The following is a 26,348-nucleotide window of genomic DNA, read 5'->3' as shown; positions in this document are numbered from 1 at the left end:
CGTGCATAATTTATTAACCCATTTATTAGAACGTAAATAAGGAATAGACCATGACTGAGCAAAAATATGTGGTTGCATTGGATCAAGGTACAACCAGCTCAAGGGCGGTCGTGCTTGACCATGATGCCAATATCGTCAGTGTTTCTCAGCGTGAATTTACTCAGATTTATCCACAAGCTGGTTGGGTCGAACATGATCCAATGGAAATTTATGCTACACAAAGTTCAACATTGATTGAGGTGCTGGGCAAATCGGGCATCCGTAGTGATGAAATTGCCGCGATTGGTATTACCAACCAGCGTGAAACCACCATTGTTTGGAACAAAGAGACGGGGAAACCCGTTTATAATGCGATTGTTTGGCAATGTCGCCGTACCGCTGAAATTTGTGAGCAACTAAAACAGCGTGATGGGTTAGAAGCGTATGTGCGTGAGAATACTGGCTTACTGCTTGACCCTTATTTTTCAGGCACTAAGGTCAAATGGATTTTAGATAACGTCCCCGGAGCCCGTGAAGATGCGCAGGCGGGTAAACTGCTGTTTGGTACGGTAGATACGTGGTTGGTCTGGAAGATGACTCAAGGTCGTGTTCATGTTACGGATTACACCAACGCTTCTCGGACGATGCTATTTAATATCAATAACTTACACTGGGATGAGAAAATCCTCAAAGAGTTTGATATTCCATTAAGCATGATGCCTGAAGTGAAGTCTTCTTCAGAAGTGTATGGCCAAACCAACATTGGTGGTAAAGGCGGAACTCGTATCCCAATTGCTGGGATTGCTGGCGATCAACAGGCGGCACTTTACGGTCAAATGTGCGTTGAAGCAGGACAAGCAAAAAACACCTATGGTACGGGCTGCTTTTTGTTGATGAACACGGGCAAAGAGAAAGTGACTTCAAAAAATGGTCTATTGACGACGTTGGCTTGTGGTCCTAAAGGTGAGCCAAGTTATGCTCTTGAAGGCGCGGTGTTTATGGGTGGGGCATCCATTCAGTGGCTACGTGATGAGTTGAAATTAATTTCCGATGCTCACGATTCAGAATATTTTGCTACTAAGGTCGATACTGCCAATGGCGTTTATGTGGTGCCTGCCTTTACAGGTTTAGGTGCGCCATACTGGGATGCTTACGCTCGCGGTACTATTGTCGGTTTAACGCGTGGTGTGAATTCGAACCATATCATTCGAGCCACATTAGAAAGTATTGCGTATCAGACTCGAGATGTTTTGGATGCCATGCAAGCGGACTCAGGCATTAAATTGGCTGCTTTACGAGTTGATGGCGGAGCTGTCGCCAATAACTTCTTGATGCAATTCCAATCCGATGTATTAGATACTGAAGTTCATCGTCCAAAAGTGACCGAGGTGACTGCGTTAGGTGCCGCCTACTTAGCGGGTATCGCGGTTGGCTTTTGGGATAGTTTGGATGAGCTGAAAAATAAAGCAGAAATTGATCGCTCCTTTATGCCACACCACGATGAAGAAAAACGTCAACGTCGTTATAAAGGTTGGAAACGTGCGGTGAAGTGCGCTCAATCATGGGCGGCTGAGCATCACGAAGAGGACTAAATCGATATCGCTGATGGATAAACTAGCCTAAAACTAGTGAAGATAAACCACGCGCTCGGAGTCTCTTACTGTTCGGCGCGTGGTTTTTTAATTGGTTACAGAGTTTAAGCGGCGTTCTGTACGCCTTCACTCTTTTTTGCTTGTTGCATCCGAGCTAAAAAGTAGACATTAACACAAGCGATAAAGGCGTTGGTTGCGACCACTGGCCAAGCATCGATCATCAGTCCATAGCCGACAAATAAGCTACAACCAATAAAGTTAAGTACGCGAAGTTTTACGATGTCTTTCATCGTTAGGGAAATTGCAACCATGATAGAGGCCGCATAGCCCATGATATCAACCATATTCATATCCATTATTTGTGTGTTCCTCTTGCCGTTGGCCCAAGCCGGGTCAGTCGCGCTACGCTGCTTTTCACGATGAAAAATGAACAACGCTTTACCGATAATGGCTGGATTAATTTAACTAACTAAAACTATAGCAACGGTGAATGTGTGATAAAACCCTCAAAAATAGCTTCGGAGAGGGTTAGCGATTACGCAAACGATTAATGCTAATAATAGTTTTGTTATTACATATTTTGTTGATTATTGAATCAATGACAAAAGAAAGTCCGCTTGATAGCGGACTTGCATCGCAGCGAATAAATCTCATGTTTATTCGGCTTACTGATATGAAATCAATTATTTTTTAGCGCCACCTTGTGTCATGAGTTTATCTTGCTCAGTTAACTCACGGATCCGGCGGCTAATATCACGACGCTCTTTAGAAATTTCAGCACTTTTGATGATATGATCATCGACGCGATCTTCGTAGTCAGACTTCATGTTTTTCACAATCTCAATGATCTCTTCTTGAGTCATATCTGGCTTGATGTAATCGACTAAGTTTTCCAGTAAATCTACACGTTTACGGTTATCGCGAACTTTTTTCTCGTTATCGAGCAGTTCACGCTTCAGTTTGTTCTTACGACGAGCCAAGCTCACAATTTCAAATACGCTGTTCATAGATCCCTTTCCTATAATGAGTGCCACTATCTACCCAGGCGATATCAAGACGCCAAATTCAGCGTGGTACGAATGCATTGCCTCTTGAGGTAACTTGGGCAGAGAAATTAAAACACATTGCAAAGGCGCATAACAGACCTAAGATCAAACCTATTTCCGTATTGACCAAGAAATCACCAATAAATAGCGAGTAAATCGATTTTATTTTATCGGGGCTTGTATTGTGGACTTGAAATACGCTATACCCTTCCACTTGCTGCGTTGACCAGCTTTGCAATACGTATTTCTGCGGATGCATGGATTATCTCAGCGTATGGAGATAAAGTATGCCTATTGCTCCGACTGGTCTCAGCCATTCGGTCATCTCTCTTTGCCTTAACGTATAACAGGACAATACTTTGCTACTTAGTTTTTCAGACATTGTCATTCCTAAACAATCTGCGTCCCACCATGAAAGCAAAGCCCATCAACAGCTTCGCCAAGCTTATCTTCATGAAAGAGAGCAATTATTAGCTTGTGAGATTGAGCTCAACCGTTCGAAAGTGATTGTCATTGATGAGCAAGGAAGAATCATCCGCTTGAGTTTGATGCTTGAACATTAATTTACTGTACAAGGTGCAGATGCTAACTAGAAGGAAATCAACATGCATAGTGAACTATCCGCTTTAGAAGCACGGGTTATCGGTTGTTTGATAGAAAAAGAGATCACGACGCCAGAATATTATCCATTAACTCTGAACAGTTTGATGACTGCTTGTAATCAAAAGAGTAATCGCGATCCGGTAGTCAATTTATCAGAGGCGCAGGTACAAGATACGGTTGAAGCGCTGATTGCCCGTCGCCTAGTCAGTGATGAAAGTAGTTTTAATAGTCGCACGCCTAAGTATCAGCATCGTTTTTGTAACACAGAGTTTGGTGATCTAAAGCTCAATAACCAAGAATTAGCGGTTATTTGTTGTTTGCTGTTGCGTGGCCCGCAAACACCGGGGGAATTGCGCACTCGTACTAACCGTTTGTGCCATTTTAGTGATGTGAAAGAAACCGAAAGTATTTTAGAGCAGTTATTAGAGCGCGGTTTGGTGGTTAAGTTAGCTCGCGAACCAGGGAAACGAGAATCGCGTTATCAACATTTATTTTGCGGTGAAGTCGATATGCACAGTGTCGCTGCAAGCACAGAGACGGAGTTACCATCATCACGTATTGATGAACTGGAGCAACAAGTGGCGATGTTACGTCATGAAGTGGCTGAATTACGTGCGTTGATCACCAATCACTAAGTATGTCTGATCCCATTCAATACTCAGATTGGTGGGTCTATTTGATCCGAACGTCTAGAAATGCACTATATTGTGGAATAACAACCGATATCGATCGGCGTTTTATTCAACATCAACAAGGACGTGGCGCTAAAGCTTTGCGTGGTAAAGGCCCGCTTAGCTTAGTGTGGCAGCACCATGTTGGACCGAGTAAAAGCCAAGCTTTGCAATTAGAACATCGGATCAAAGGCCTGACCAAAGCGCAAAAAGAGCGTTTAGTTATGGGGGGATTTGATCTTCCCTGAGCACTGAGTTGCAGATAACCGAAACCGAGCCATAAGGAATAACAAGTGGGATGAAGAAAAGACTGCTGATTTTGTTATTGAGCTGGTTACCCATCACGGCCTTTGCCTATCCCTCGCAAATCCTGAGTGACTATTGGCATTATCAAGCCTTTTTGGATGCGCATCCCGAACAACAGGTATTAACTGACTTATTGGCAGAAAGTGTCCAGAATAGAGCCGAGCCATTACCACTTGAGCAAACGCGCCCCGTCACGATTTCAGTCATCTATCCGGGTCAGCAAGTGTCAGACTACTGGATACGTAACATCAAAGCGTTTGAAGCTCGTATGCATGAACTCGGTATTAAATATCAATTACACCAAGTTTTTACTCGGCCAAGTTTAGATACCCGACAGCAAAGCATTTCTTTAATGGAAGCGGTGCAGAATAAAACCGATTATCTGATTTTTACCTTAGATACCATGCGCCATCGAAAATTTATTGATCATGTGCTGCATAACTCAGAGACGAAAGTTATTTTACAAAATATCACTACTCCCATCCGCCATTGGCAAGGGCGTCAGCCTTTGTTGTATGTGGGGTTTGATCATGAAATTGGTGCTCAGCAGTTAGCCGAATTCTACCAGCGTAAGCGACCACAAGGTGCAGATTATGCGGTGCTGTATTTTTCAGAAGGGTATATTAGCGAAGCGCGTGGAGACAGTTTTATCCATCATGTTAAAGCCCATTTTCATTTAGCCTCGTCTTATTACACCACAGCCACGGTTGAAAGCGGCTATCAGGCGACGCTCGATATCGTTAACAATAACCCTAAAATCGCTTTTCTCTATGCTTGCTCGACGGATATTGCGCTCGGTGCAGCGAAAGCCCTGCAAGAGCTTGAACGTGAAGATATCTATCTTAATGGTTGGGGTGGAGGCTCGGCTGAACTTGAGGCATTGCAAGAAGGCCGATTGGCGGTCACGGTCATGCGTATGAATGACGATACGGGTATTGCGATGGCAGAAGCGATTAAACGAGATCTGGCAGGTTTGCCAGTGCCACTGGTTTACTCGGGTGAATTTGAATTAGTGACCCAAGAGACCACCGCTGAACAAGTTGAGCGATTTAAACAACGTGCGTTCCGATATTCTGATCGCTAATCATGATTGAAGGTAATTGCAGTGCCGAGGTTCATCATGGCTGATAAAAAAAACAATATAGCTACCCTGATCAGTCGAGCGATAGTGATGACGTTGAGTTTATTAACGCTTGGTCTTTTACTTCATACTTATCAAGTTAGTAGCCGATTAATTTCTCAAGAAGTGATACGGACCACTAATCAAACGGCTAATCTGATTCAGAATATCTTTAATTCTCGTCTGACTATCTTAAAAGTCCACCAAGACAGCAGCGCGAAAAATGCCACCTTAATTCATGCGTTGCACGGTCGGTTAACCAATGAGCTGGAACAGTATTTTCTGAGTATTGATCAAACGGATATCAGCCATATGGCGGATTTTCGATTTATCGCTAATGTCAGTCAGCCGATTTGGGATGATGGCAATGCCCAGTTTTATGGTTTAGCGGATAGCACGTTTACTCATATTATTGAACAAGTGGCTTTTAGTCATGATTGGCATTTAATCACTACGCCATCGGTAATGGGTGATGTTTACCTTTTGGTTCGCCGTGCGCCGATTGTTGATACCGTAAGCGGTGAGTCTTTAGGTTTTTTATACATTAGTTTGGTACTGAATAATAATGTTGCTTTAGTCGAAAACTTACGTGAGCGCAGTGACTCACAACAGCTGGTACTTGCTGCGGGAGAGCACGTGTTAGCCTCTACCCTCACAGGGGTAGAAGCTTATCAAGCGGATGAGGTAGTTAAAGAAGGCGAAGAAGGTTACGACGTTCATGGCAAGTATGTAGTGAGTCGCACACCATTAACTTTAGCCGGAGCGCCAACCGTTCTCACGGTATACGCTGTGCAGAGTAACCAAAATGCGCTTTCTCTGCGTAATAATTACTTATTTTGGATGTTTGCTGTCGTTGCGGCGATCGCTTTCGTTTTCATTGTTGTTCGTTGGTGGTTACAACGTAAAATTGAAAACGAAATGGCACGTTTGATGACCTATACCCATCAAGTGGTTGAGCTACGTGAAGGTGCCTATTTCCCGGGGTCTCAAATTGTTGAGTTTGATCACTTTGGACGTACGTTAGAAAGCACCTTTCATCAACTGGCCGAGCAAGAAAAACAGTTTGAGGATCTCTTTAATTTTTCGTTATTGCCGACTCTGCTATGGACGGCTCAGGGGGGATTGATTCGCATGAATCCGTCGGCTGAGGCTTATTTCCTCAGTCATTATTCTCAACAGCATTCTCTTTTTGCTCGGGTAAAACCTCAGTTGATTGTCGCGGTACAGCAAGCGGCACAAGGTAACATTATCAAAGCGCTCAAAACAGAGCTTGATGGTAAAACCATTTTATGGAATTTGTCACCGATCATATTAGATGAGCGGATTGTTTCGATCATGACTCAAGGACAAGATATCACGTCGATGGTGGAAGCAGAGCAGCAAAGCCGCCTCGCTCGTGAACAAGCTGAAGAATCTGCTCGGTTGCGGGCTGATTTTCTCGCCAAAATGAGCCATGAATTACGGACGCCATTAAACGGTATTTTAGGTGCTTCTCAATTATTAAAACAAAACGCGCTTACTCAAGAGCAACAAGAGTTAGTGAATGTATTGTGCAGCAGCGGTGAGCATTTACTCGCTGTGTTGAATGATATTCTCGATTTTTCAAAAATTGAGCAGGGAAAATTTCTCATCCAAAATAGTGACTTTCCGATCCTGGATGTGATTTCGGCGATTCAGCGTATCTATGGCCCTCTATGTAAAGAAAAGGGACTTGAGCTAATGATTGAATGTGCTATTGAACCTGAAATTCGCTTGTATAGTGATCAAATACGCCTAAATCAAATCTTGTTCAACTTGCTCAGTAATGCGGTTAAATTCACCCATCAGGGGTCGATTAGCATTAAATTAGGGCTTATTCAACAAGGCGACATCGATAGGTTAATGATTTGCATAGAAGATACGGGTATCGGGATCGCAGCAACGAATTTGCAGCGCATTTTTGAGCCGTTTGTACAGGCGGAATCGACCACAACTCGCGAATACGGCGGCAGTGGTTTAGGTTTATCGATTGTCAGTAGTTTGGTTGAATTATTGCATGGTGAGATCACGGTAAAATCAGCGATTGGTTATGGTACGCGTTTTGATTTGCAGTTTCCTATTCGTATTGTTGTTAATGAGGACTTGAGGGAAGCCCAACAGGCTAATACGGATCGCTATCAATTATTTACTCAGCCTGTACGTGCATTATTGGTAGAGGATAACCGTACGAATGCCTTTATTTTACAAGCGTTTTGTAAGAAATATTCAATACAGGTTGATTGGGTCAGTGATGGTTTACAAGCTATCGAGCGGGTAAAGGAACAAGATTACGATCTGATTTTTATGGATAATCAATTGCCCTATTTGGGGGGGATTGATACCACGCGGATTATTTGGCATGAGATGAAATGCTCGTTACCGATCTATGCCTGCACTGCCGATGGTTTGCTAGAGACACAACAAGCCTTCATTGAGGCGGGAGCGGAATACGTGTTAGTGAAGCCGCTCAAGGAAGAGATGTTTTATCAAGCTCTGTGCTTTTTTAAACAACAACGTGCTAACTCAGAGCGCTGATGATTGTTGAAGTATCAGCGCTCAAGTCGATATCACAACAGAGAGGATGCTACTAATCGATTAAAAATGGAAGCGAACTCCCATACCAATTTGTGGTCCCCAAATACCAGCATTACGGACTTCAGCGGTTAGTGCCATTTGTTGGGTTGAGTGAAAGCGGATGCCCGCGATAAATATGGAGTTATCCTCATTACGGCCAATGCGCATATGCCCCTCTAAAGTTTCGGTCAGCCATACTCGAGTACCGACGTTTAGCTCGAGCATCATGTCATTTTTACTGCCTTCCTCACGACTGCCTCGTGTGCTATGAACGAGCATTTGACCATAGATATCGGCAAAAGGGTTGATTGGACCATTGAAGCCCATACCAACGGCGGCATCCCAATCCCCTTCAAAACGGGAGTCGACTCGGCCAATGATGTGCGAATTTTCGGTAAAATAAGTATTAAACTCTCCACCGAACGATTCAGGATTTAGTGCCGTTCTGATCTCAAAAAAGTTGTAATTAAAATTATTGGCGAAAGCGGCATGTGAGGTTAGCGTTACTAACAATAAAAGAATGCTGCTAGAGAGTCTTGTGAGCATGAAATGTTCATCCTAGAAGAAGAAAGCGTAAAGATACAATAATCGTATGCGAATTACAGGCCATTTAAGTAAATTAATCAATCTTCTATTCATACTTTGCTGGTAAAATAGGCGCAAAATGAGCGGTTAACCAAAGTTCGAACTTTAGTTAATCCGTTTGGGTTGCCATTTAGGGAAGCAATATCACTATGTTGAAAGAGTTAAAAGGTGCATTTTCATTATTGCTGCTGGTGTTCAGTCCCTCGTTGTTGGCACAACAGACGCTCCACTTATATGCCGCTTCGTCGATGACCAACGCCGTCAATGAATTGATTAAGCACTATCAGGCGAGCCATCCTACAAAAGTCGTGCCTGTTTTTGGTGGGTCTTCCGCTTTAGCCCGACAAATTGAGCGTGGTGCACCAGCGGATCTATTTTTAGCCGCCAATGATGACTGGGCACTGTATCTGATCGAGAAGCTACATATTGGCCGTGAAAATGTAACTTTAATTGCTGGTAACCGTGTGGTGTTGATCCAGCCAGCTACGGCTTCCTCTGCACCATTTGATGCCGCTGACTCGCAGCAATGGCTACAGCGATTAGCCAAAAGTCGTTTAGCGGTTGGTAATACGGAGGCCGTACCTATTGGTATTTATGCTCAGCAAGTGCTGAGTTCGCTTGGGGTTTGGGATGAGGTGCGATCTTATTTGGCTCCGACTAATAATGCTCGTTCAGCTCTGGCTTTGGTCGAGCGAGGCGAGGCATCTTTGGGAATGGTTTACCAAACTGATGCTCAATCGAGTGATAAAGTGACGACCTTGACCGTATTTGATGTCAGTTTACACAATACCATTCATTATCCTCTATTGAGGTTGACGGATAAGCCAAGCAACCAAACTTTTATTGATTACGCCACGTCACCAACGGGAAAGTCGATATTGGCTCGCTATGGATTTACCACAGAGATGGCGCATGAACCGTTTGCTCAGTGATTATGAATGGCTTGCTTTGCAACTCAGTCTGAAAGTCGCCACTTATGCCATTATTTGGTTGCTGCCGATTGGTATTATCCTTGCTTGGGTATTGGCGAGAAAAACATTCATCGGTAAAGGCATTCTCGATAGTCTTATTCATCTCCCTTTGGTATTGCCACCAATTGTCGTCGGTTATCTATTGTTAATTACTATGGGCAAACAAGGCGTTATTGGTCGCTGGTTAGAGACATGGCTTGGCGTGTCTTTTAGTTTTAGCTGGCGTGGAGCCGTACTCGCTTGTTTTGTGATTTCTTTGCCTTTGATGGTCAGAGCGATTCGTTTGAGTATTGAAATGGTTGATCCTCGGCTTGAGCAAGCTGCGCGCACGTTAGGAGCGTCGCCGCTGAAAGTTTTTTTTACCATCACCTTACCGCTGACTTTACCTGGGATTATTACCGGTACTATGCTCTCTTTTGCGCGCAGTCTCGGTGAGTTTGGTGCGACGATCAGTTTTGTCTCGAACATTCCGGGAGAAACACAAACCCTACCGTTAGCGATGTTCAATTTTCTTGAGACTCCTGGTTCAGAAATGGAAGCCGCGCGTTTGTGTCTTATTTCGATTGTGATTGCCTTAGTGTCGCTGTTTTTTTCTGAATGGCTGAATCGGCGTATGCGCCGTCGTTTGGGGATGAAGCAATGACTGACCTCCATCTAAAAGTGAAAAAGCAGCTTGGTTGTATGCAGGTTGATGTGGATTTGCACTTACCCAGCCGTGGTGTCAGTGCCATCTTTGGTCGTTCAGGTGCTGGAAAAACGACGTTAATTAACTTATTTAGTGGGTTAGAACAACCAGATTCTGGTTATATAAAAACAGCGAATCGAGTGTTATTTGATTCTGAACAAGGGATTAATATTCCTACTGAGCGGCGTCGAATAGGCTATGTCTTCCAAGAAGCAAGACTTTTTCCCCACTATCGAGTGCGTGGTAACCTGACTTATGGTGTATCGGTGGCCGACGATGACTATTTTACGTCGATAGTGAGTTTGTTAGGTCTAAATGCGTTATTGGAACGTTATCCGCATGATTTATCGGGGGGTGAAAAACAGCGGGTCGCGATGGGGCGGGCTTTATTATCCAAACCTGACTTATTATTGATGGATGAGCCTCTGGCTTCGTTAGATTTACCTCGCAAGAGAGAAGTCATGCCTTTTTTAGAGCGCCTTGGTCAGCAGATCAACATTCCCATCTTGTATGTGACTCACAGCATGAGTGAGATTTTACGTTTAGCGGATCACTTAGTGTTATTAGATCAAGGACGAGAATTGATATCGGGACCGATTGAGCAGGTATGGTCCTCCTCGTTGATGCGTCCATGGCAATCGTTTAGTGAACAAAGTACTTTGTTATTGGGCAACGTTACTCATCATCGTCTAGATTATGGGCTGAGTTATGTTGCTTTGAGTGAGCAGGTCGGTTTATGGGTACAGCAAATTGAAGATGCTGTAGAGGGGCAGAGGGTTCGTTTGCAAATTCGTGCTACTGATGTGTCAGTGACGCGACAGTTTCCTCAAGCGACCTCAATTCGCAATATTTTACCAGTCAGAATCACGCGTATCGAGCATCTTCAGCAAGGAGAAGGACGCAAAAGTGTTGCTTTGCAATTAACGGTCGGCGATGACTGTTGGCTATGGTCAACCATCACCGAATGGGCGTTACAAGAGCTAGGTTTACACGTTGGTATGCAGGTTTATGCCCAGATTAAAGGGGTGAGTGTTACCCAGCGAGATATTGTGGTAACTCATCCCTAGGTGACGCTTAGTTCAAGCTGCGTTAGGAAAGGGAAGGGTAACCTTCCCTTTATGGATGGATCAGCGCGCAAGTTTATGGTGGGCTCTTGAAAAATGCCCTGCGCTGAAAGCCCCAGCAATCGATAGCTCTCCTGCTAAACATAAACCTGCCACCACTTCGGCTAAGGCTCGTGCGTTACCGTTTCCCGTTAGCCCAAGTAGTGCTAAGCACGCTTTTTGGCTAGGCAGTGAAGTGCCACCACCGACGGTGCCGACCATCAAGTTCGGTAACGTAACACAAGCGTACAATCCGCCTTGTGAGTTGAGCTCCATCCGCGTTATTCCCACGGCAGATTCCGCCACACAAGCCGGGTCTTGACCACAAGCAATAGAGAAAGCGGTGAGAGCATTTGCATAATGTGCATTGATGCCAACGCTACCGCTCAGTACTCCTCCAATCGTAGTCATTTCGGCAAATTTCACCATCGTTTCAGGAGTGGTATGCAGGTATTTTTTGATCAGTTCCGCGGAGAGATGCACTTCCGCGGTGACTTTTTTACCGCGTACATGACGTAAAACATGGCTATTGGCTTTTTTATCACCCGATAAATTGCCATCCAAAAAAGCATGTCGCGGCTTAATAGGAGAATGATGGACGATAAATTCAAAGACAGCGTTAGTGGCGATGGTCACCATATTTTGCCCGCAGGCATCGCCGGTTAGGTAATCAAACACCAGATAAACGTGGTTACCTTCCATGGTGACGTTAATATCATGCAGTTGACCGTGGGCGGTCGTTGCCTGAGCAAGCTGTTTAAAATGCTCATACTGTGTGGTTACCCAAGCGATAAATTGCCCGGCTTGCGCAAGATGATCAAAAGCAAAGACTGGAGTACGCGTAACGCCTTCATTTAATAGCATCACGCTGGTTCCGCCAGCGGCGGTGATCAATTTACATCCTCGATGATAAGAAGCGACCAAGGCTGCTTCAGTCGTCGCTAAAGGGATCAAAAAGTCGTCGTTAGCATGCAGTCCATTGACTCGTAGCGGACCGGCCATGCCAACAGGGACTTTTACGGTGCCGATAAAATATTCAATATTTTTACTGTAATGAGCGAGATTACGCTGAGTCTGGTCATCCCATAATTGTGCCTGTGCTTCAGGTTGGTTAAGGGTTTGCCAACGTTTTTCTACATGGTGTGGGGTCATTTTTGAGCTTGCGATCAGTGTCTTGCTCGCTGGCTCAAAATGCGCTGCTAAGGCATCTTGTAATGAATCAGCAGATGAAAGCGCGGAGAAAGCGCGACTTTCTCCGCTCGATGGCAGAGTAAATTTGGGCATAGAGATCACAATTAAAATTTTTCGAGCATTGTACTGAGCGAATCAGCAAACTCAATAACTAGTCATCGGTGCTGACAATTTATGGTAGTCAATGGCATCAGTTGATGATGACCAATTATCGCTGAGCGAGGGATTATACACGAACATCCAGTAAGCTGCCGATCATCTCTTGTTCACGTTGAATGACGCTTGCTCCAACACGATTGTATTGTTGAGCTTGGTTGAGATTGATTAACGCATTAACCGTATCAGGCTTTTTGCTTGGGGGAGTATCAAGAGAATTGCGCTGCAAAGCAGGGTCTTGCGATGCGCGAGAAGTGTGGATTTGAGCCTGTTGAATTTCATGCGCCGCTTCGCCAGCCATTTTTGATGACTGCTGAAGAATAGGATAACCAGAAGAGACGGCAGAGACAGACATAATACTTCCTCGCTGTTTTTTTAAGCATACTCTGGTCCGTCTTGGAGTGCAACTTTATCCCATCGCGGGTGAGTCGTGGTTGCTATTCACTATCAATGCACTCGGACGGCAAATTTACTCGCCAGAGAATGCAGTTCTGGAAACATTCGATAAATAAGATATAGCTGCTGTAGCACCATACGTGCAGAGCTATCATCCTCTTCTCGCCATTCAGAAAGCCGTTTCTCCAAGCCAATATTGTCGATATCGCTGGTATCACATTGTTCACAATGGGTAAATAATTGCTGATACAACACTTCAAGATGTTGATGAATAACTCGATGGGCATCGAGCACTAATTGATGGATGCTTTCATCATCGATTCGAGTGCGGTGTGCGCCGAGCGCTGAAATATAACTCAGTAATGCATGATTGAGGGTTAAAAAACGAAAGCTTTCATCGGTTGCCGATCGATACTTTCCCGGTTCTGCGAGCATATTACTGACCGCGGCAGCAAGCGCAGCATCCTGATTATGGGCATCACGTCGTGCAATCCGATAACTCAGACTGTCCTTTTTACCGATACGATATTGACCAATGATTTGCGCTAAATATTGTTTATTGGCTTGGACGGCTTCGGCCATGACCTTATGTAGACGTTTTGACTGCCAGTCTGGAAAAATAAACACCACCGCGGCAACAGCAAGAGCACAGCCAATCAGAGTGTCAGCTAAACGTGGTAGTACCACTGCGTAACCGGCACCGAGCTGGTTGAAACAAAACAGCACTAATAAGGTAATAAATCCGGTCGCGTAACCGTAGTTATTGAGACGAAAAGCGAAAAACATCACGCCGGAAATCACAATAAATGCTAACTGGCTCTCTTGTGAGGGAAAAAGTGTTAGGAGAGGAACGCCAATCAATAACCCCGCGAGGGTGCCAATAATACGGGAAACCAGCTTTTGCCGTGTTGCCGCGTAGTTAGGCTGACAAACAAACAAGGTGGTTAATAAGATCCAGTATCCACGGTCTAAATCCAATCCTTGTAAAATCCCATAGCCAGCGGTGAGAGCGATAGACATACGAACGGCATGACGAAACAGTAATGAGTCGCGATGAAAGTTGGCTTGAATTCGTTGCCACATGGCCTTTATAGAGTGTGCTTCCGTATCATGTAAGACATCATCTTCGGTCTTTTGCACATCGGGATTACTGACGTTACTGAGCTGTTTTTCAACCGTAGCAAGATTATTAAACAAATAGCTGAGCTGAGCTAATAATTGCTTCCACTCTAACTGTTGTTGCTCTTGTAAGTATGTCAAAGAGAGCTGTAATTCGTCTAAGGCGATGATCGAATCACTACAGTGCTGATAGCGTTGGCCGAGCTGAATAGAGAGAGCGATATCGTGGCAGGCTTGAGCTTGAGCCTGCAACAGATGCTTAAAACGAAACAGCACATCACTACGTGCAAAAGACTCTGCGAGCTCTTGGTAGCGATAATGGGTCGAACTGGCTCTTTCATGGATATCTTGCGCCACAAAGTACAGACCAAGGAAACGGTCACTGGCACCATCCACATGCCCTCGTTTTGAGCGGGCAAGCAAGGTCGCTTTGCATTGGTTCAGCGCGTTAACGGTTGCTCCATTTAAATTGGCTTCATTAATTCGATGTGGCTGGGGGGCTAAATTGGAGACAGGATAAAATAACTCGGCTTTAGCCTCAAAATAGTGGCCGAGTTGAACAAATACGTTGGCTAAACTTTGTTGGACAGGTTGCATTGGCCAAAATGCGTGCCACAGCATTGACAGAAGGTAATACCATGCGCTGCCCGTCAGTAATAGTAACGGTTGGAACCAAAGGTTCGTACTTTGGTCGGCACCGAGCATGGCGTAAATGGCGATCAATAAAGAGCCGAAGGCAATACTGGCGTAACGAGTACCGATGGCACCCAGCATGATAAAAGTGAAGGTTGAAATAAAGAGTCCAATCGCAAATAGCCACGGTGTATCAAATAAAATTTCGATAGAGAAGGCGGCTATCGCAAAACAAATAAAGGTCAGGACGATCGATTTTAAGCGGCCAGTAAATTTATCGTCTTGCTCTGCTAAGGCGGCGGCAATGACCCCAAGGATCAGGGGGGTTATCCAAGTGTTAACTTGATAGTGCCAAGCGGGAATGACAACACCTAAGAGCGTGATCAGGATCAGTAGGCAGTAATTAATGGTTTTGTTTGCCCAATAAAGGCGAAGTAAATGAAGTCGCTGCACAGTGAGATTCGATGTCAAACCTTAAAACACACAGTTTAGCAGAACTTTACGCTAACATTCTGATCAAGAATAATAAAAGTATCATTCTGTCTTAGTGAGTTGTTGATTATTGACATTAATTTTTCATTGCTATTGATGATTGAGTTATGATGTAGGTCGATAAAATCGAGAGGAACCGCCGAAAATGCAGCTAAGTGCAACCCAAACTGCACAATTTTTTATTGCTAATGAATATCACCATGTTGGCTTAGAAAATCAGCGTTTGGTGCTTTCTTCGTTGCACAGTGAAGAGCGGATTCCTTTTACCGTCTGGAACGGACAAGTGAAGGTGCGACGCGGGATTTTGTGGGCGGAGTTACGATTTTTTGCTCATCCAGAGCAAGATACGCAACGCGTTTGGGTTGTACAAGGTTTGCCTTGGCAACAAGCTCGACAGTTTGCGCATCATATTGTCAACGTCTATCAACAATGGCTTGATCAGCAATGTCAGCAATTGAGATTACATTTACCTCAATGGCAGCAAAAACTGCACCATTTACAACATTTGCCAGCTTTTTTACCGCATTCGCCGCTAGAGGAATGGATCAATCACGTTTTTGCTGATCTAACCGCGATGAACATGAGTTTAGAAGAAGCCATTAAACATTTACCTCATGCGATGGAGCCATTAGTACCTTGGTTACTGACTCCCGATCAAGCCTTACAAGCCCGCAATCAAGCTTGGTTAGACATTGAGCGTCAAAATTGGACGGTTCTTTTTTCACAACTTGAATCCTCTCCGCTTAATGTATCTCAGCAGCAAGCGGTGTTGATCAATGATGATCATAACTTGGTGCTTGCTGGTGCGGGTTCAGGTAAAACCAGTGTGCTCACGGCTCGAGTGGCTTATTTGTTACAGAGCCACTTAGCGCAAGCGGATGAACTATTGTTGATGGCTTTTGGCAAAGATGCCGCGAATGAAATGGATCAGCGTTTAAAAAGTAAGATTGGTCTTGCCGCCGATAACATTCGTGTTAACACCTTTCATCAACTGGGATTATCAATAATTAATCAAGTGGAAAACCAATCCGCTGTGATTTCTCCGTTGGCATTGGATGATAAGCTGAAAAAAGCTTGGTGTATGGACTGGTTGAAGCGCCACTGGATGACACCTACCAACTTTAAGCGTTGGCAGAAACATTTGGCGCAGTGGCCGATTGCCTATTTAGTCGGTGATGATGAATTAGGGAGTCACGTTGAAAACCCTAAATTGATCGCATGGTTGGAAAAGCAGCTCGATCAACTCGCTCAGCTGGGAACGACGAAAAAAGCGATTCAGCAACAACTCATTGATCATGTTGATTATCCTCGTTTGAATAGTGAACTTGCTTTGTGTTGGCCTTGCTACCAAGCATGGCAGCAAATGTTGAAAGATGAACAGCAGATCGATTTTAATATCATGATCAGCCAAGCAACGGATTATGTACGTAAAGGGAAGTTTTCTGTGGCTTGGAAATTCATCATGATTGATGAATATCAAGACATTTCACCTGCTCGTTTGGCATTGATACAAGCGTTGTGTGAACAGGCTCCGCATCATCCTAATTTATTTGCGGTGGGAGATGATTGGCAGTCGATTTATCAATTTGCGGGGTCGGATGTCAACTTAACCACGGAATTTGCAGCGCGTTTTCCGCAGTCGACCATTCATCATCTCGATACGACTTATCGTTTTAACGATCAAATTGGTTTGGTTGCCAATCAGTTTGTGCAGAAAAATCCTCATCAGTTACCCAAGACGCTAAATAGTTTTAAGTCGCAGAAGCAGCGAGCGGTTGTCCTGTGTGCCAGTAATCAAATTGAAAAAATACTCGATAAACTTAATCGTCAGGCTAAAGTGCCGAAACAGGTGTTGTTATTAGGTCGTAACCATTATCATCAACCAGAGCATCTGGCAGAATGGCAACGGCGATATGCCTCACTGCAAATTGAGTTTATGACCTGTCATGCGAGTAAAGGCAAAGAGGCCGATTTTGTTATTATCTTAGCGGTTAATGAAGGGCAGTTTCCCGCGCGAGTGAAAGCCCGTCATTTAGATAGCGCCTTGACCCAATCTAAAGTGGATTTTCCATTTGCAGAAGAGCGCCGTCTATTTTATGTCGCCATGACCCGAGCCAAAGAGAAAGTCTGGATAACTTACAGCGGTAATGGCTCTTGTTTTATCCAAGAGTTGCTCACCGAGGGATATCCAGTCAGTAAATCGATATGAATAAAGGAATAGTATGTATAAGGCTTTGATTTTAGTAGATGTGCAAAATGATTTTGCGTCCGATGGTGCTTTGCCTGTCCCTGAAGGGCAGAGTGTCGTCCCAGTGATTAACTTATTAATGCCTCATTTTGATCATGTGATTGCCACTAAAGATTGGCATCCTGCAGGGCATGCGAGCTTTGCTTCTACTCAAGGTAAAACCCCCGGAGAAGTTATCATGCTCTCTGGCATTGAACAGATATTATGGCCGGATCATTGTGTACAAAATACCGCCGGATCGGAGTTTATCGCAGGCCTTAATCTCGATGCTATCGAACATATTATCTACAAAGGGACTCATCTTGATATCGATAGCTACAGTGGTTTTTTTGATAACCAACGTCGCCATGCAACAGGATTAGCCGAGTATTTACAGCAACATGCGATCAGCGATGTGTACATTGCCGGACTGGCTACAGATTACTGCGTGAAATTTACTGCGTTGGATGCTGTGTCATTAGGATTTAAAACTTGGGTCATTAAAGATGCTTGTCGCGGGGTTGATTTAGCACAAGGTGATATTGATAAGGCTTGGCAAGCGATGGAAGAGGCGGGTTGCAGAGTGATTTTATCGCAGCAGGCAATGGTCTGAGTAGATAATGAGGCGTGATAACACGCCTCTTACTGTTATTATTCATCGATAACAGGAAGTATTGAAGTTGATCAATCGTCGCTTATCGATATGGAGTGAAGTTCATTACGTTCTATCAGCAAGATAGGCATGATAATCAGGGATTTCGATCTCGACTTCTTGCTCCATGAGTATTGAATTAAATAAAAATTTTGCCGTAGCGCGGTTAGTGGCGACAGGAATATTCCACACACTCGCAATCCGCAATAAAGCTTTAACGTCTGGATCATGTGGTACAGAATTGAGCGGATCCCAAAAGAAAATCAAGACATCTATTTTCCCCTCGGCAATTTTAGCGCCTAGTTGCTGATCGCCACCCATTGGACCGCTGATCATGCTGGTAATCGCTAATCCGGTTTCTTTATTGAGCATATGACCAGTTGTGCCCGTTGCGTACAGTTCATGTTTTTCAAGCTTAGATTGGTTTTCAACCACCCAACGTAGCAATTCGCCTTTATAGTTATCATGAGCAACTAAAGCGACGTGCTTTTTCGCAGCCATAATGCGTGTTGTTTTTTTCATTGCCATCTTTCCTAATCGGTAGAGAGTCAGAGTTAAATAACTAAAACTATACGCTTATTCAATGACTTTACGACAAAAACTCGAACTGGCGCTTGCTATGGTACGATTTAAGCTATTTTATCTGGTTGACGATGGCGTTAAATCTTGTAAACGCCATTCCCCCATCAAGATAGCGACAAACCAATGATGGGGGGAGTGATTAGTCGAAAATCAGTACAAGATAGATAAAGAACAAAAATAAGTGAGTGATCCCATTAAGGATATTCGTTTTACCATGTCTAAAACTAATACTTGCGACCATTAAACTTGCGATCAAAAGAATCATTTGTGCGGGTTCTAAACCTAATATAATGGGTTCTCCAATGATATTAGAAATAATAATGACGGCAGGTACTGTCAGTGATATCGTTGCCAATATTGAACCAAAGAATAAATTCATAGCCCTTTGTAACTGATTATTTAAAGAAGCTTTGATTGCTCCCACACCTTCAGGAGCGAGTACTAACAATGCAACGACTAGTCCACCTAATGCTGCGGGAGCACCTAAGTGTCCAATGCTTGCATCAATAGGTATGGCAATACTCTTGGCAAGAAAGATAACCACAATCAAATAGCCAAATAATAATAAAAAGTGATAAGTATTACTGCCTAGAATACTATGGTGTTCATCGGTATGATCGTTATCTTCATCGATAAAAAAGTAACTATGGCTTTTTGTTTGTACATATAAAAAGATACCATAAAGAATAATAGAGATAACCACCAAAGCCGAAGCAAGGATGAAGGACATTTCACCAAACTCATTCTTACTGGTAAAATTGGGTAGTATTAAACATAAAATAGTTAAGGGCACAATTGCGACTAAATAAGAATTTATACCTTGAATATTATATTTCTGTATATGATATTTATGACCTCCAATGAGTAATGCTACACCGACTAAGCCGTTTAATATCGACATGATGACAGCAAACATAGTATCTCTGGCTAATACTGGGTTCGAGTCTCCCGTCAACATCACTGATGAAATCATGATCACTTCTAAGGAAATCACCGATAGCGTTAATATCAAAGTCCCTAACGGATCGCCAAGATTAATTGCTAATGCATCAGAGTGTTTTACAACACCAAAGATAGACAACATAACAATAATAAATAGAAAACCAGCGGATGACCAATACAAAAAACTACTGCTAGAGCCTAGTAAAAGATCATTACCGATCGTTTTGAAAAATAGGACAGTTAATAATCCTATAAATAATACCCATTCATTACGGATGAATTTCATTATGTGCACCTCATGTAGGGTTATAAGTGGATACAATACTGTCGATAACAGGATGATGAGATGCAGACCAAGCAGTAAAACTACTCATGATAAAAATGAGTATTAATAAAGAAAGAATAAGTTTATGTTTAAGTTTCATCGTATATAACTCGTTATTAGTTAAAAATATTTAAGTGGTTAGAAAGATAAACCATTATCTTACTGATGGTTAGTTGATTAGGTATAGAAATACATACCGTCTATCAAAGAAGATCAGTTTTTAGCAATATGGTATTTATGAAAGACTAAACCAGTCTTAAATTAGTAATGACGAGAATGGGTAAACTTGTATTGTAGGTTGTTATTGTTACAGCCATAAATACAGGTTGATGAACGATGTGTATAATAAGACCAATGAATATTGGGGTTGAACAATGGGCGATAGCCAATCGATAGAATAGCAATAGGCAATAAGACAATTTCAGCGAGTAAGTAGTAGTTAGGACTCAGCCCCAATGAAGCGTATTCATCTTCGCTATTTAATCGGTAATGGTTTAAATGATGGATAGCATGATGAGGGTGTACGGCTGCTTTATTATAATTGATATCACTGGATGTCGAAGTTAAAACACTTGCATCATCTTGAACAACAGTAAGATGAGAATCACTCAATGAAAATGTCGGATGATTTTGTGAATACACGCCCGCCTGAGCAAAAAACAAGCTCATTAACAATACAAACATCAGTATGTTAAGGCGATGAATGGTCACAATGGTCACACTATTCAGATGAAAAGTTGCGCAAATAGTAGAAGAGATTCAATTTACCGTCAATAAAAAATGATAGCGGTCACAAATTTAAAAATCTTATTATTGGGGGATTAAAAATACGGCAGGAAAGAGCAGCACCGCAGTACTGCTCTGATCGATTAAATAAAAGCTTGTGTAAGAATATTGCGTGATTGTTCAAGGGTGATCGCTTGATGTTCACCCAAAGCAATCATTCCATGCGCTTCCAACTGTTCAATTACCTTATCGACAGCTTGCTTAGTGGTCATATTGGGCGCAGAAAACTGAGTATCGACATTCAACTGATGATAAAAAGCTTCAATCGCATCAATAGTACGTAATGCTAAATCTTCACTCGGTGCTAAGTTAAATACCCGTTGCCCCATTTGTTCCAACTTCGCTTTCTTAGCGGCTAATTGGTTACGCAGTAGAGCGGGTTGGACAATGGCTAATGAGCGAGCATGATCCACTTGCCATAACGCGGTCAGTTCATGGCCAATCATGTGTGTCGCCCAATCTTGGGGAACGCCACTGCCGATTAATCCATTCAGTGCTTGATTAGCCGTCCACATCAAATTCGCACGCCAAGCATCGTTATCTCTTTGTGCAAAATTGTCGCCCAACACCAATAGATTTTTCAATAACGCTTCAGCGTAGCCATCTTGGACCATCGCTTGGGTTGGATAGGTGAGATACTGTTCGCAAATATGTACCCAAGCATCGACCAAACCATTGACGAGTTGACGCTCTGGTAGCGTCTTCATTACGTCGGGATCCATCACGGCAAATTTAGGTTGTACATGTGGCGATAAGAAGGAAAGTTTATCCTGAGTCTCTGCTTTAGTGATTACCGCTCCAGAGTTTGATTCAGAGCCAGTAGCGGGCAAAGTGAGAATCGCGCCAATCGGTGTGGCATCGGTGACACGGTGCTTACCTAACATAATATCCCAGCCATCCCCTGAGTATTTAGCGGCGGCGGCGACGTATTTTGAACCGTCAATCACTGATCCCCCACCAACAGCAAGAATAAAATCAATCTTTTGCTGCTTAACGATAGCAACGGCTTTATCAAGAGTTTCTTTGGTTGGGTTTGGCTCGACGCCGGAAAATTCCAGCCAAGTATGTTCTTGCAGGGCATCGACCACTTGCTGATAAACGCCATTGTGTTTAATTGAGCCACCACCGTAGATGACCAGAACCTTATGCTGACGTGGGATCGCTTGGCTGATTGCTGCGATTTGCTGCTGACCGAAATAAATCTGAGTCGGATTGACATAGGTAAATTGCATTACTCGTACCTCTTATTGTTGAAATGACGACCGTTTAGCCTCTTTAAAGATGCAGCATGGCTGATCTGGCTATCGTTTTTAGGGGAGTCAAGTATAGGGTTGATACATTGCAAGATGCATAATAGTAGAATAGTTGTGGTGATAATAGAGCCATTCCTGTAAATTTATTGCCTATTTCTACAATGGTTGATGGTGTGGACAGAATGGTGAGTCAAACTGAGAAAAATGCCGATCTGGCGCAATTGATGCAAAACTATGTCGATAAATATGCGTTGCATCAACTCGAAGGTTGTGTGGACACTGCGATCTCTGGGGTAGGGTTTTATCGCAGTAGTCAAGGTAACCCGCGTCAGCCGTTTATCTATCAGTCTGGGATCGTGATTTTAGGTCAAGGTCAGAAACGCATCCATTTAGGGGAAATTGCGGTTGATTATGGGCCGAACGACTATCTGGTGGTGGGGGTGCCGATGCCACTGGAATGTGAAGCGGTAGCGAAACAGAATCAACCATTATTAGGGCTAACGATTGATATTGAGCATTCACTATTGCTCAAACAGGTCGCCGCTTTAGAGGAAAACGGTTTTCAACCGCCAGTGGATGCTAATAATCCTTGTGGCCTGAAATCGGTACAAATGAATCCGCCCATGCTTAACAGTTGTAAACGGCTGATGAATGCTTTGATTGATGGACTGGAGGCTGAGCTATTAGGGCAATCTTTACTTGAAGAGATGGCTTTTCGAGCGTTAACCAGCGCAGAGGGGCATGTGCTGTTTGAATTGGCTCATCACGAGGGACATTATGCTCGAATAGCGAAAGCGCTGAGTAAAGTGCATCGTGATTACGCCACATCTTTAACAGTTAATACGTTAGCAGAAGAAGCGAACATGAGTATTTCCGCTTTTCATCAAGCTTTTCGTGGCGTTACTATGGAATCGCCCTTGCAGTACCTTAAAAAAGTCCGTTTAAATAAAGCCAAAGAGTTAATTCAAATCGAGGGTAAGCGAGTCAATGATGCTGCGCGGCTGGTCGGCTATACCAGTCCTTCACAATTTAGCCGAGAGTATAAACGCCATTTTAATCACACTCCACGTGGTGCTTTATTGAAAGTTTAATCATCACCATCTTGAGCCTATTTGTGGTGCACTATTGAGTCGTCGTCCTTGCGTATCATGCTCCAACTTTGAAAGCTAGCCTTTGTTTAATAAGTTGGCTCTTGATGCAAAATAAGTATGTAAACCTTGTACGTTTTAAGCACTCCTTTGCGAGTGATTCTTAAGTTTGACACTTTATTAGGTGCTAAATAAGTGGACTGTTCTACAGTTATTTCACGAAAGATTTAAAGCATGCAGAGTAAGGACTGTACGCTTTAATACGTGGAAACAATAACTTAAGGAAAATGAGATGCGCTTAAAGCAAGTAAATGTACCCAAAGCGGTATTTACACTCAGTACACTTTCCGTCTCCTGTTTACTGGCGTTGAACAGCTATGCCGCCGTAAACTGCGATGGTTTGGATGATTGGCAATCTAGTGCGGTATACACTGGCGGTGCTCAGGTTCAGCATAATCATGTGGCCTATCAAGCGAAATATTGGACACAAAATAATAATCCAGCCCAGTTCTCCGGTGATTATGCACCATGGCAATTACTAGGTAGCTGTGATATGGGCAACGGTGGTGAAGATGGCGATACGGGGGTGGATGATAATCAGCCGCCAACGATTGAAATAACCCTGTCAACTAACACCGCTGAGTTGGGTGATACAGTAAGAGTTTCTGCGGACGCCGACGATAGCGATGGTCAAGTGGCGAAGGTGGAATTTTTTATCTCCGGCCAACGCGTAGCAACGGTATCACAAGCGCCATATATTTTTGATTACGAAGTCACCCGTTCTGGAAATTTAGCTATCCAAGCTAAAGTAACGGATGATAAAGGTGCACTATCCAGCTCTTCGATATTAACATTAACCGTCGCCCATGCGCCTATTGCCAATACGTGTCGTCCGGATGGTTTGTATCAAACTGAAGGCGTTAATGTTCCTTATTGTACTGTCTACGACGAGCAAGGACGTGAAATCATGGCGGGTGGCCAACCAAGGCGTGTGATTGGTTATTTCACCAGTTGGCGAGCGGGAGATGATCCTCAAACCTCCTATTTAGTGAAAGATATTCCTTGGCAAAACTTGACCCACATTAATTACGCGTTTGTCAGTATTGGCTCTGATGGCAAGGTCAACATCGGTAATGTTGATGATCCCAACAACCCCGCAGTCGGAAAAGAATGGGAGGGGGTTGATATTGATCCGACACTCGGTTTCAAAGGTCACTTTGGCGCGTTAGCAACCTATAAAGAACGTTATGATGTCAAAACCTTGATCTCGATTGGTGGATGGGCGGAAACGGGTGGTCATTTTGCCGATAATGGTGAACGAATCGCCGATGGTGGTTTCTATACAATGACGACCAATGCTGATGGTTCTATTAATCATCAGGCGATTTCTACTTTTGTTGATTCAGCAATAGAGATGATGCGTCAATACCGTTTTGATGGCTTAGACATCGATTATGAATATCCAACCTCGATGTCTGGTGCCGGTAATCCCGATGATAAAGCCTTCGCAGAATCACGTCGTCCTTATCTGATGCGTTCTTACCATGAGTTAATGCGGGTACTACGTGAGCGATTAGATATCGCCAGTGAGCAAGATGGTATTCATTATATGCTGACGATTGCCGCCCCTTCATCTGCTTACTTACTACGTGGTATGGAAACCATGGAAGTGGCTAAGTACCTCGATTATGTCAACATCATGACTTATGACTTACATGGTGCGTGGAATGATCATGTTGGACATAATGCCGCTCTTTACGATACCGGTAAAGACTCTGAACTTGCTCAATGGGGTGTTTATACGACAGCACAATATGGTGGCATCGGCTATCTGAACACCGATTGGGCTTTCCATTATTTCCGTGGCTCAATGCCAGCGGGACGGATTAATATTGGTGTGCCTTACTATACGCGAGGTTGGCAAGGGGTGACGGGAGGTGAAAATGGCCTTTGGGGACGAGCACCGTTACCGAATCAAAATGAGTGTCCTGCGGGTACTGGGGAAGGAGAAAAGAATAATTGCGGTTACGGGGCGTTAGGATTAGATAACATGTGGCATGATTTGGATGCCAATGGGAATGAAATGGGCGCAGGTTCTAACCCAATGTGGCATGCCAAAAACCTTGAACAAGGTATTTGGGGCTCTTATTTAGCCGCTTACGGATTGCATCCTGAGAGTACGCCATGGGTAGGCCAATACCAGCGTCACTTTGACAGTGTTGCGATCGCTCCTTGGTTATGGAACGCGGAAAAACGAGTCTTCCTTTCTACCGAAGATAAACAATCGATCACTATTAAAGCGGACTACGTTATTGATAAAGAGATCGGCGGTATTATGTTCTGGGAATTAGCCGGAGACTATAACTGCTATGTGTTTGATGCCAATGGTCAGCGTGGACAAATCGATTGGACAGAGCAAGCTTGTGCGAGCGGTAATGGTGAGTATCACATGGGTAATACCATGACCAAAGCCATGTATGAAAAATTTAAATCTGCTGCCCCTTACGGCAATCGAGTAGCGACGGGAGCCATCCCTGATCAAGTGGTGGATATTCGCGTGACTATTGATGGCTTTAAAGTTGGCGATCAAAACTATCCCATTAACCCTCGCTTGACCTTTACTAACCATACTGGGGTTGATCTTCCTGGAGGCACGCAGTTCCAGTTTGATATCCCCGTTTCCACACCGGATAACGCGAAAGATCAATCTGGTGCAGGGTTAGCGGTTATTTCTTCCGGCCATACGCGAGGCAATAATATTGGCGGCTTAGATGGTACGATGCATCGTGTTGCCTTCTCATTACCCGCATGGAAAGCATTACCAGCGGGAGAGAGTTATGAACTGGATATGGTGTATTACTTGCCGATTTCTGGGCCTGCGAACTACAGCGTTAATATTAATGGCAGAGAGTACGCTTTTAAGTCTGAGCAGCCAGACTTACCGTTGGCCGACCTTTCTGATGGTAATGGCGGTGGTAATGGCGGTGGTAATGGTGAAGACCCGGGCAATGGAGGTAGCACACCTGGAGACGTTGTACAATGGCAACCCGGTGTTAGCCAAGTCGCTAATGGCACGACAGTGACGTATAACGGAAAGTGTTTTATTGCCAAAAATAACCCAGGACCTTGGGAATCACCGATGCAAACTAATTGGTTTTGGGATGAAGTGGCTTGCCCATAGTTATTAGTATGACTGGTTAACGGTAACAGGTAACAAGACCGCCGATACATGGCGGTCTTTTCTATGCTATTA

At 43.8% G+C, this 26,348-nt stretch carries 24 protein-coding genes; 13 read left to right on the top strand and 11 right to left on the bottom strand.

Annotation, left to right across the window (positions count from 1 at the left end):
- The first annotated feature begins 50 nt into the window (after positions 1-50).
- On the top strand, positions 51-1,571 hold the full coding sequence (gene glpK, locus AACS00_RS10845) for a glycerol kinase GlpK (RefSeq protein ID WP_072670704.1): 1,521 nt from the start codon (positions 51-53) through the stop codon (positions 1,569-1,571).
- Positions 1,572-1,675: 104 nt separating this feature from the next.
- Here glpK and AACS00_RS10840 read toward each other — a convergent pair whose 3' ends face one another.
- The 3 genes from AACS00_RS10840 to AACS00_RS10830 all read right to left on the bottom strand — a co-directional run bounded on the left by AACS00_RS10840 (position 1,676) and on the right by AACS00_RS10830 (position 2,876).
- Positions 1,676-1,927 carry a YgjV family protein gene (locus AACS00_RS10840; RefSeq protein ID WP_072670703.1) on the bottom strand — a complete coding sequence of 84 codons (252 nt, stop codon included), beginning with the start codon at positions 1,925-1,927 and terminating at the stop codon, positions 1,676-1,678.
- Positions 1,928-2,254: 327 nt separating this feature from the next.
- Positions 2,255-2,578 (bottom strand): DUF496 family protein, encoded by a 324-nt coding sequence (locus tag AACS00_RS10835; protein ID WP_072670702.1) that lies wholly within the window; start codon positions 2,576-2,578, stop codon positions 2,255-2,257.
- Positions 2,579-2,636: 58 nt separating this feature from the next.
- Positions 2,637-2,876 (bottom strand): hypothetical protein, encoded by a 240-nt coding sequence (locus AACS00_RS10830; protein ID WP_139299841.1) that lies wholly within the window; start codon positions 2,874-2,876, stop codon positions 2,637-2,639.
- A 100-nt stretch (positions 2,877-2,976) separates the two neighbouring features.
- On the opposite strand from AACS00_RS10830, the gene AACS00_RS10825 reads away from it, so the two are divergent.
- The 5 genes from AACS00_RS10825 to AACS00_RS10805 are packed head-to-tail and all read left to right on the top strand — an operon-like array spanning position 2,977 to position 7,870.
- Complete coding sequence (locus AACS00_RS10825; RefSeq protein WP_072670701.1) at positions 2,977-3,180, top strand: hypothetical protein; 204 nt, start codon at positions 2,977-2,979, stop codon at positions 3,178-3,180.
- A gap of 42 nt (positions 3,181-3,222) precedes the next feature.
- Entirely contained in the window at positions 3,223-3,855 is a 633-nt protein-coding gene (locus AACS00_RS10820; protein WP_110167412.1) for a YceH family protein, read from the top strand.
- 2 nt (positions 3,856-3,857) lie between these two features.
- A complete protein-coding gene (locus AACS00_RS10815; RefSeq protein WP_110167411.1) occupies positions 3,858-4,139 on the top strand; it encodes a GIY-YIG nuclease family protein in 282 nt (93 codons plus the stop codon).
- 50 nt (positions 4,140-4,189) lie between these two features.
- Positions 4,190-5,281: a substrate-binding domain-containing protein gene (locus tag AACS00_RS10810; RefSeq protein ID WP_072670698.1), complete on the top strand. Its 1,092-nt coding sequence runs from the start codon at positions 4,190-4,192 to the stop codon at positions 5,279-5,281.
- 36 nt (positions 5,282-5,317) lie between these two features.
- On the top strand, positions 5,318-7,870 hold the full coding sequence (locus AACS00_RS10805) for a LuxQ periplasmic sensor domain-containing protein (protein ID WP_181397551.1): 2,553 nt from the start codon (positions 5,318-5,320) through the stop codon (positions 7,868-7,870).
- 60 nt (positions 7,871-7,930) lie between these two features.
- Here the strand turns inward: AACS00_RS10805 and AACS00_RS10800 are convergent, their stop codons facing one another.
- Positions 7,931-8,455: a hypothetical protein gene (locus AACS00_RS10800; RefSeq protein ID WP_181397549.1), complete on the bottom strand. Its 525-nt coding sequence runs from the start codon at positions 8,453-8,455 to the stop codon at positions 7,931-7,933.
- A 188-nt stretch (positions 8,456-8,643) separates the two neighbouring features.
- Here AACS00_RS10800 and modA point away from each other — a divergent pair, with 188 nt between their 5' ends.
- From modA to modC, 3 genes are read left to right on the top strand one after another with little or no spacing between them, the layout of a single operon-like run.
- Positions 8,644-9,426 (top strand): molybdate ABC transporter substrate-binding protein, encoded by a 783-nt coding sequence (gene modA / locus AACS00_RS10795; protein WP_110167409.1) that lies wholly within the window; start codon positions 8,644-8,646, stop codon positions 9,424-9,426.
- The gene (modB, locus tag AACS00_RS10790; RefSeq protein ID WP_110167408.1) at positions 9,407-10,108 is read left to right on the top strand and encodes a molybdate ABC transporter permease subunit; all 702 of its coding nucleotides are present in this window, start codon (positions 9,407-9,409) and stop codon (positions 10,106-10,108) included. Before modA ends, modB begins: the two co-directional genes overlap by 20 nt.
- Positions 10,105-11,217 (top strand): molybdenum ABC transporter ATP-binding protein ModC, encoded by a 1,113-nt coding sequence (gene modC, locus AACS00_RS10785; RefSeq protein ID WP_110167407.1) that lies wholly within the window; start codon positions 10,105-10,107, stop codon positions 11,215-11,217. The genes modB and modC overlap by 4 nt, the downstream gene beginning before the upstream one ends.
- A 60-nt stretch (positions 11,218-11,277) precedes the next feature.
- Here the strand turns inward: modC and AACS00_RS10780 are convergent, their stop codons facing one another.
- The 3 genes from AACS00_RS10780 to yccS all read right to left on the bottom strand — a co-directional run bounded on the left by AACS00_RS10780 (position 11,278) and on the right by yccS (position 15,201).
- Complete coding sequence (locus tag AACS00_RS10780; protein WP_110167406.1) at positions 11,278-12,537, bottom strand: hydroxymethylglutaryl-CoA reductase; 1,260 nt, start codon at positions 12,535-12,537, stop codon at positions 11,278-11,280.
- Between the two features lie 133 nt (positions 12,538-12,670).
- Positions 12,671-12,955 (bottom strand): hypothetical protein, encoded by a 285-nt coding sequence (locus AACS00_RS10775; RefSeq protein ID WP_110167405.1) that lies wholly within the window; start codon positions 12,953-12,955, stop codon positions 12,671-12,673.
- A gap of 92 nt (positions 12,956-13,047) precedes the next feature.
- Positions 13,048-15,201, bottom strand: a complete 2,154-nt coding sequence (yccS, locus tag AACS00_RS10770; protein WP_110167404.1) for a YccS family putative transporter — start codon at positions 15,199-15,201, stop codon at positions 13,048-13,050.
- 184 nt (positions 15,202-15,385) lie between these two features.
- Between yccS and helD the strand changes: the two genes are divergently transcribed.
- Positions 15,386-17,449, top strand: coding sequence for a DNA helicase IV (gene helD, locus AACS00_RS10765; RefSeq protein ID WP_110167403.1), 2,064 nt, complete (start codon positions 15,386-15,388; stop codon positions 17,447-17,449).
- A 13-nt stretch (positions 17,450-17,462) separates the two neighbouring features.
- Entirely contained in the window at positions 17,463-18,080 is a 618-nt protein-coding gene (gene pncA / locus AACS00_RS10760; RefSeq protein ID WP_110167402.1) for a bifunctional nicotinamidase/pyrazinamidase, read from the top strand.
- A gap of 105 nt (positions 18,081-18,185) precedes the next feature.
- Here the strand turns inward: pncA and AACS00_RS10755 are convergent, their stop codons facing one another.
- From AACS00_RS10755 to AACS00_RS10740, 4 genes are all read right to left on the bottom strand, one after another.
- Positions 18,186-18,641 (bottom strand): methylglyoxal synthase, encoded by a 456-nt coding sequence (locus AACS00_RS10755; RefSeq protein WP_072670689.1) that lies wholly within the window; start codon positions 18,639-18,641, stop codon positions 18,186-18,188.
- 199 nt (positions 18,642-18,840) lie between these two features.
- Complete coding sequence (locus tag AACS00_RS10750; RefSeq protein ID WP_181397561.1) at positions 18,841-19,932, bottom strand: calcium:proton antiporter; 1,092 nt, start codon at positions 19,930-19,932, stop codon at positions 18,841-18,843.
- Positions 19,933-20,229: 297 nt separating this feature from the next.
- On the bottom strand, positions 20,230-20,679 hold the full coding sequence (locus AACS00_RS10745) for a hypothetical protein (protein WP_146205775.1): 450 nt from the start codon (positions 20,677-20,679) through the stop codon (positions 20,230-20,232).
- 158 nt (positions 20,680-20,837) lie between these two features.
- Positions 20,838-21,986, bottom strand: coding sequence for an iron-containing alcohol dehydrogenase (locus AACS00_RS10740; RefSeq protein ID WP_110167399.1), 1,149 nt, complete (start codon positions 21,984-21,986; stop codon positions 20,838-20,840).
- 203 nt (positions 21,987-22,189) lie between these two features.
- On the opposite strand from AACS00_RS10740, the gene AACS00_RS10735 reads away from it, so the two are divergent.
- Both AACS00_RS10735 and AACS00_RS10730 read left to right on the top strand, forming a co-directional pair.
- A complete protein-coding gene (locus AACS00_RS10735; protein WP_110167398.1) occupies positions 22,190-23,098 on the top strand; it encodes an AraC family transcriptional regulator in 909 nt (302 codons plus the stop codon).
- A gap of 289 nt (positions 23,099-23,387) precedes the next feature.
- On the top strand, positions 23,388-26,276 hold the full coding sequence (locus AACS00_RS10730; protein ID WP_110167397.1) for a chitinase C-terminal domain-containing protein: 2,889 nt from the start codon (positions 23,388-23,390) through the stop codon (positions 26,274-26,276).
- Positions 26,277-26,348 lie beyond the last annotated feature (72 nt).

It is taken from the genome of Vibrio sp. 11986-1-5 (assembly GCF_963878025.1).
GTDB lineage: Bacteria > Pseudomonadota > Gammaproteobacteria > Enterobacterales > Vibrionaceae > Vibrio > Vibrio injensis.
The sequence above is the reverse complement of the archived record's forward strand: the minus strand, read 5'-3'. Positions and strand labels throughout refer to the sequence as shown.

What these genes read in the sequence shown, in the direction of transcription:
- pncA (WP_110167402.1), top strand. Translation starts at nt 17,463, where the DNA reads ATGTATAAGGCTTTGATTTTAGTAGATGTGCAAAATGATTTTGCGTCC.
- AACS00_RS10730 (WP_110167397.1), top strand. Translation starts at nt 23,388, where the DNA reads ATGCGCTTAAAGCAAGTAAATGTACCCAAAGCGGTATTTACACTCAGT.
- AACS00_RS10740 (WP_110167399.1), bottom strand. Translation starts at nt 21,986, where the DNA reads ATGCAATTTACCTATGTCAATCCGACTCAGATTTATTTCGGTCAGCAG.
- AACS00_RS10775 (WP_110167405.1), bottom strand. Translation starts at nt 12,955, where the DNA reads ATGTCTGTCTCTGCCGTCTCTTCTGGTTATCCTATTCTTCAGCAGTCA.
- AACS00_RS10810 (WP_072670698.1), top strand. Translation starts at nt 4,190, where the DNA reads ATGAAGAAAAGACTGCTGATTTTGTTATTGAGCTGGTTACCCATCACG.
- AACS00_RS10805 (WP_181397551.1), top strand. Translation starts at nt 5,318, where the DNA reads ATGGCTGATAAAAAAAACAATATAGCTACCCTGATCAGTCGAGCGATA.
- modC (WP_110167407.1), top strand. Translation starts at nt 10,105, where the DNA reads ATGACTGACCTCCATCTAAAAGTGAAAAAGCAGCTTGGTTGTATGCAG.
- AACS00_RS10830 (WP_139299841.1), bottom strand. Translation starts at nt 2,876, where the DNA reads ATGCATCCGCAGAAATACGTATTGCAAAGCTGGTCAACGCAGCAAGTG.
- AACS00_RS10780 (WP_110167406.1), bottom strand. Translation starts at nt 12,537, where the DNA reads ATGCCCAAATTTACTCTGCCATCGAGCGGAGAAAGTCGCGCTTTCTCC.
- AACS00_RS10835 (WP_072670702.1), bottom strand. Translation starts at nt 2,578, where the DNA reads ATGAACAGCGTATTTGAAATTGTGAGCTTGGCTCGTCGTAAGAACAAA.
- AACS00_RS10815 (WP_110167411.1), top strand. Translation starts at nt 3,858, where the DNA reads ATGTCTGATCCCATTCAATACTCAGATTGGTGGGTCTATTTGATCCGA.
- AACS00_RS10735 (WP_110167398.1), top strand. Translation starts at nt 22,190, where the DNA reads ATGGTGAGTCAAACTGAGAAAAATGCCGATCTGGCGCAATTGATGCAA.
- AACS00_RS10800 (WP_181397549.1), bottom strand. Translation starts at nt 8,455, where the DNA reads ATGCTCACAAGACTCTCTAGCAGCATTCTTTTATTGTTAGTAACGCTA.
- AACS00_RS10820 (WP_110167412.1), top strand. Translation starts at nt 3,223, where the DNA reads ATGCATAGTGAACTATCCGCTTTAGAAGCACGGGTTATCGGTTGTTTG.
- modB (WP_110167408.1), top strand. Translation starts at nt 9,407, where the DNA reads ATGAACCGTTTGCTCAGTGATTATGAATGGCTTGCTTTGCAACTCAGT.
- AACS00_RS10755 (WP_072670689.1), bottom strand. Translation starts at nt 18,641, where the DNA reads ATGAAAAAAACAACACGCATTATGGCTGCGAAAAAGCACGTCGCTTTA.
- modA (WP_110167409.1), top strand. Translation starts at nt 8,644, where the DNA reads ATGTTGAAAGAGTTAAAAGGTGCATTTTCATTATTGCTGCTGGTGTTC.
- AACS00_RS10840 (WP_072670703.1), bottom strand. Translation starts at nt 1,927, where the DNA reads ATGGATATGAATATGGTTGATATCATGGGCTATGCGGCCTCTATCATG.
- glpK (WP_072670704.1), top strand. Translation starts at nt 51, where the DNA reads ATGACTGAGCAAAAATATGTGGTTGCATTGGATCAAGGTACAACCAGC.
- helD (WP_110167403.1), top strand. Translation starts at nt 15,386, where the DNA reads ATGCAGCTAAGTGCAACCCAAACTGCACAATTTTTTATTGCTAATGAA.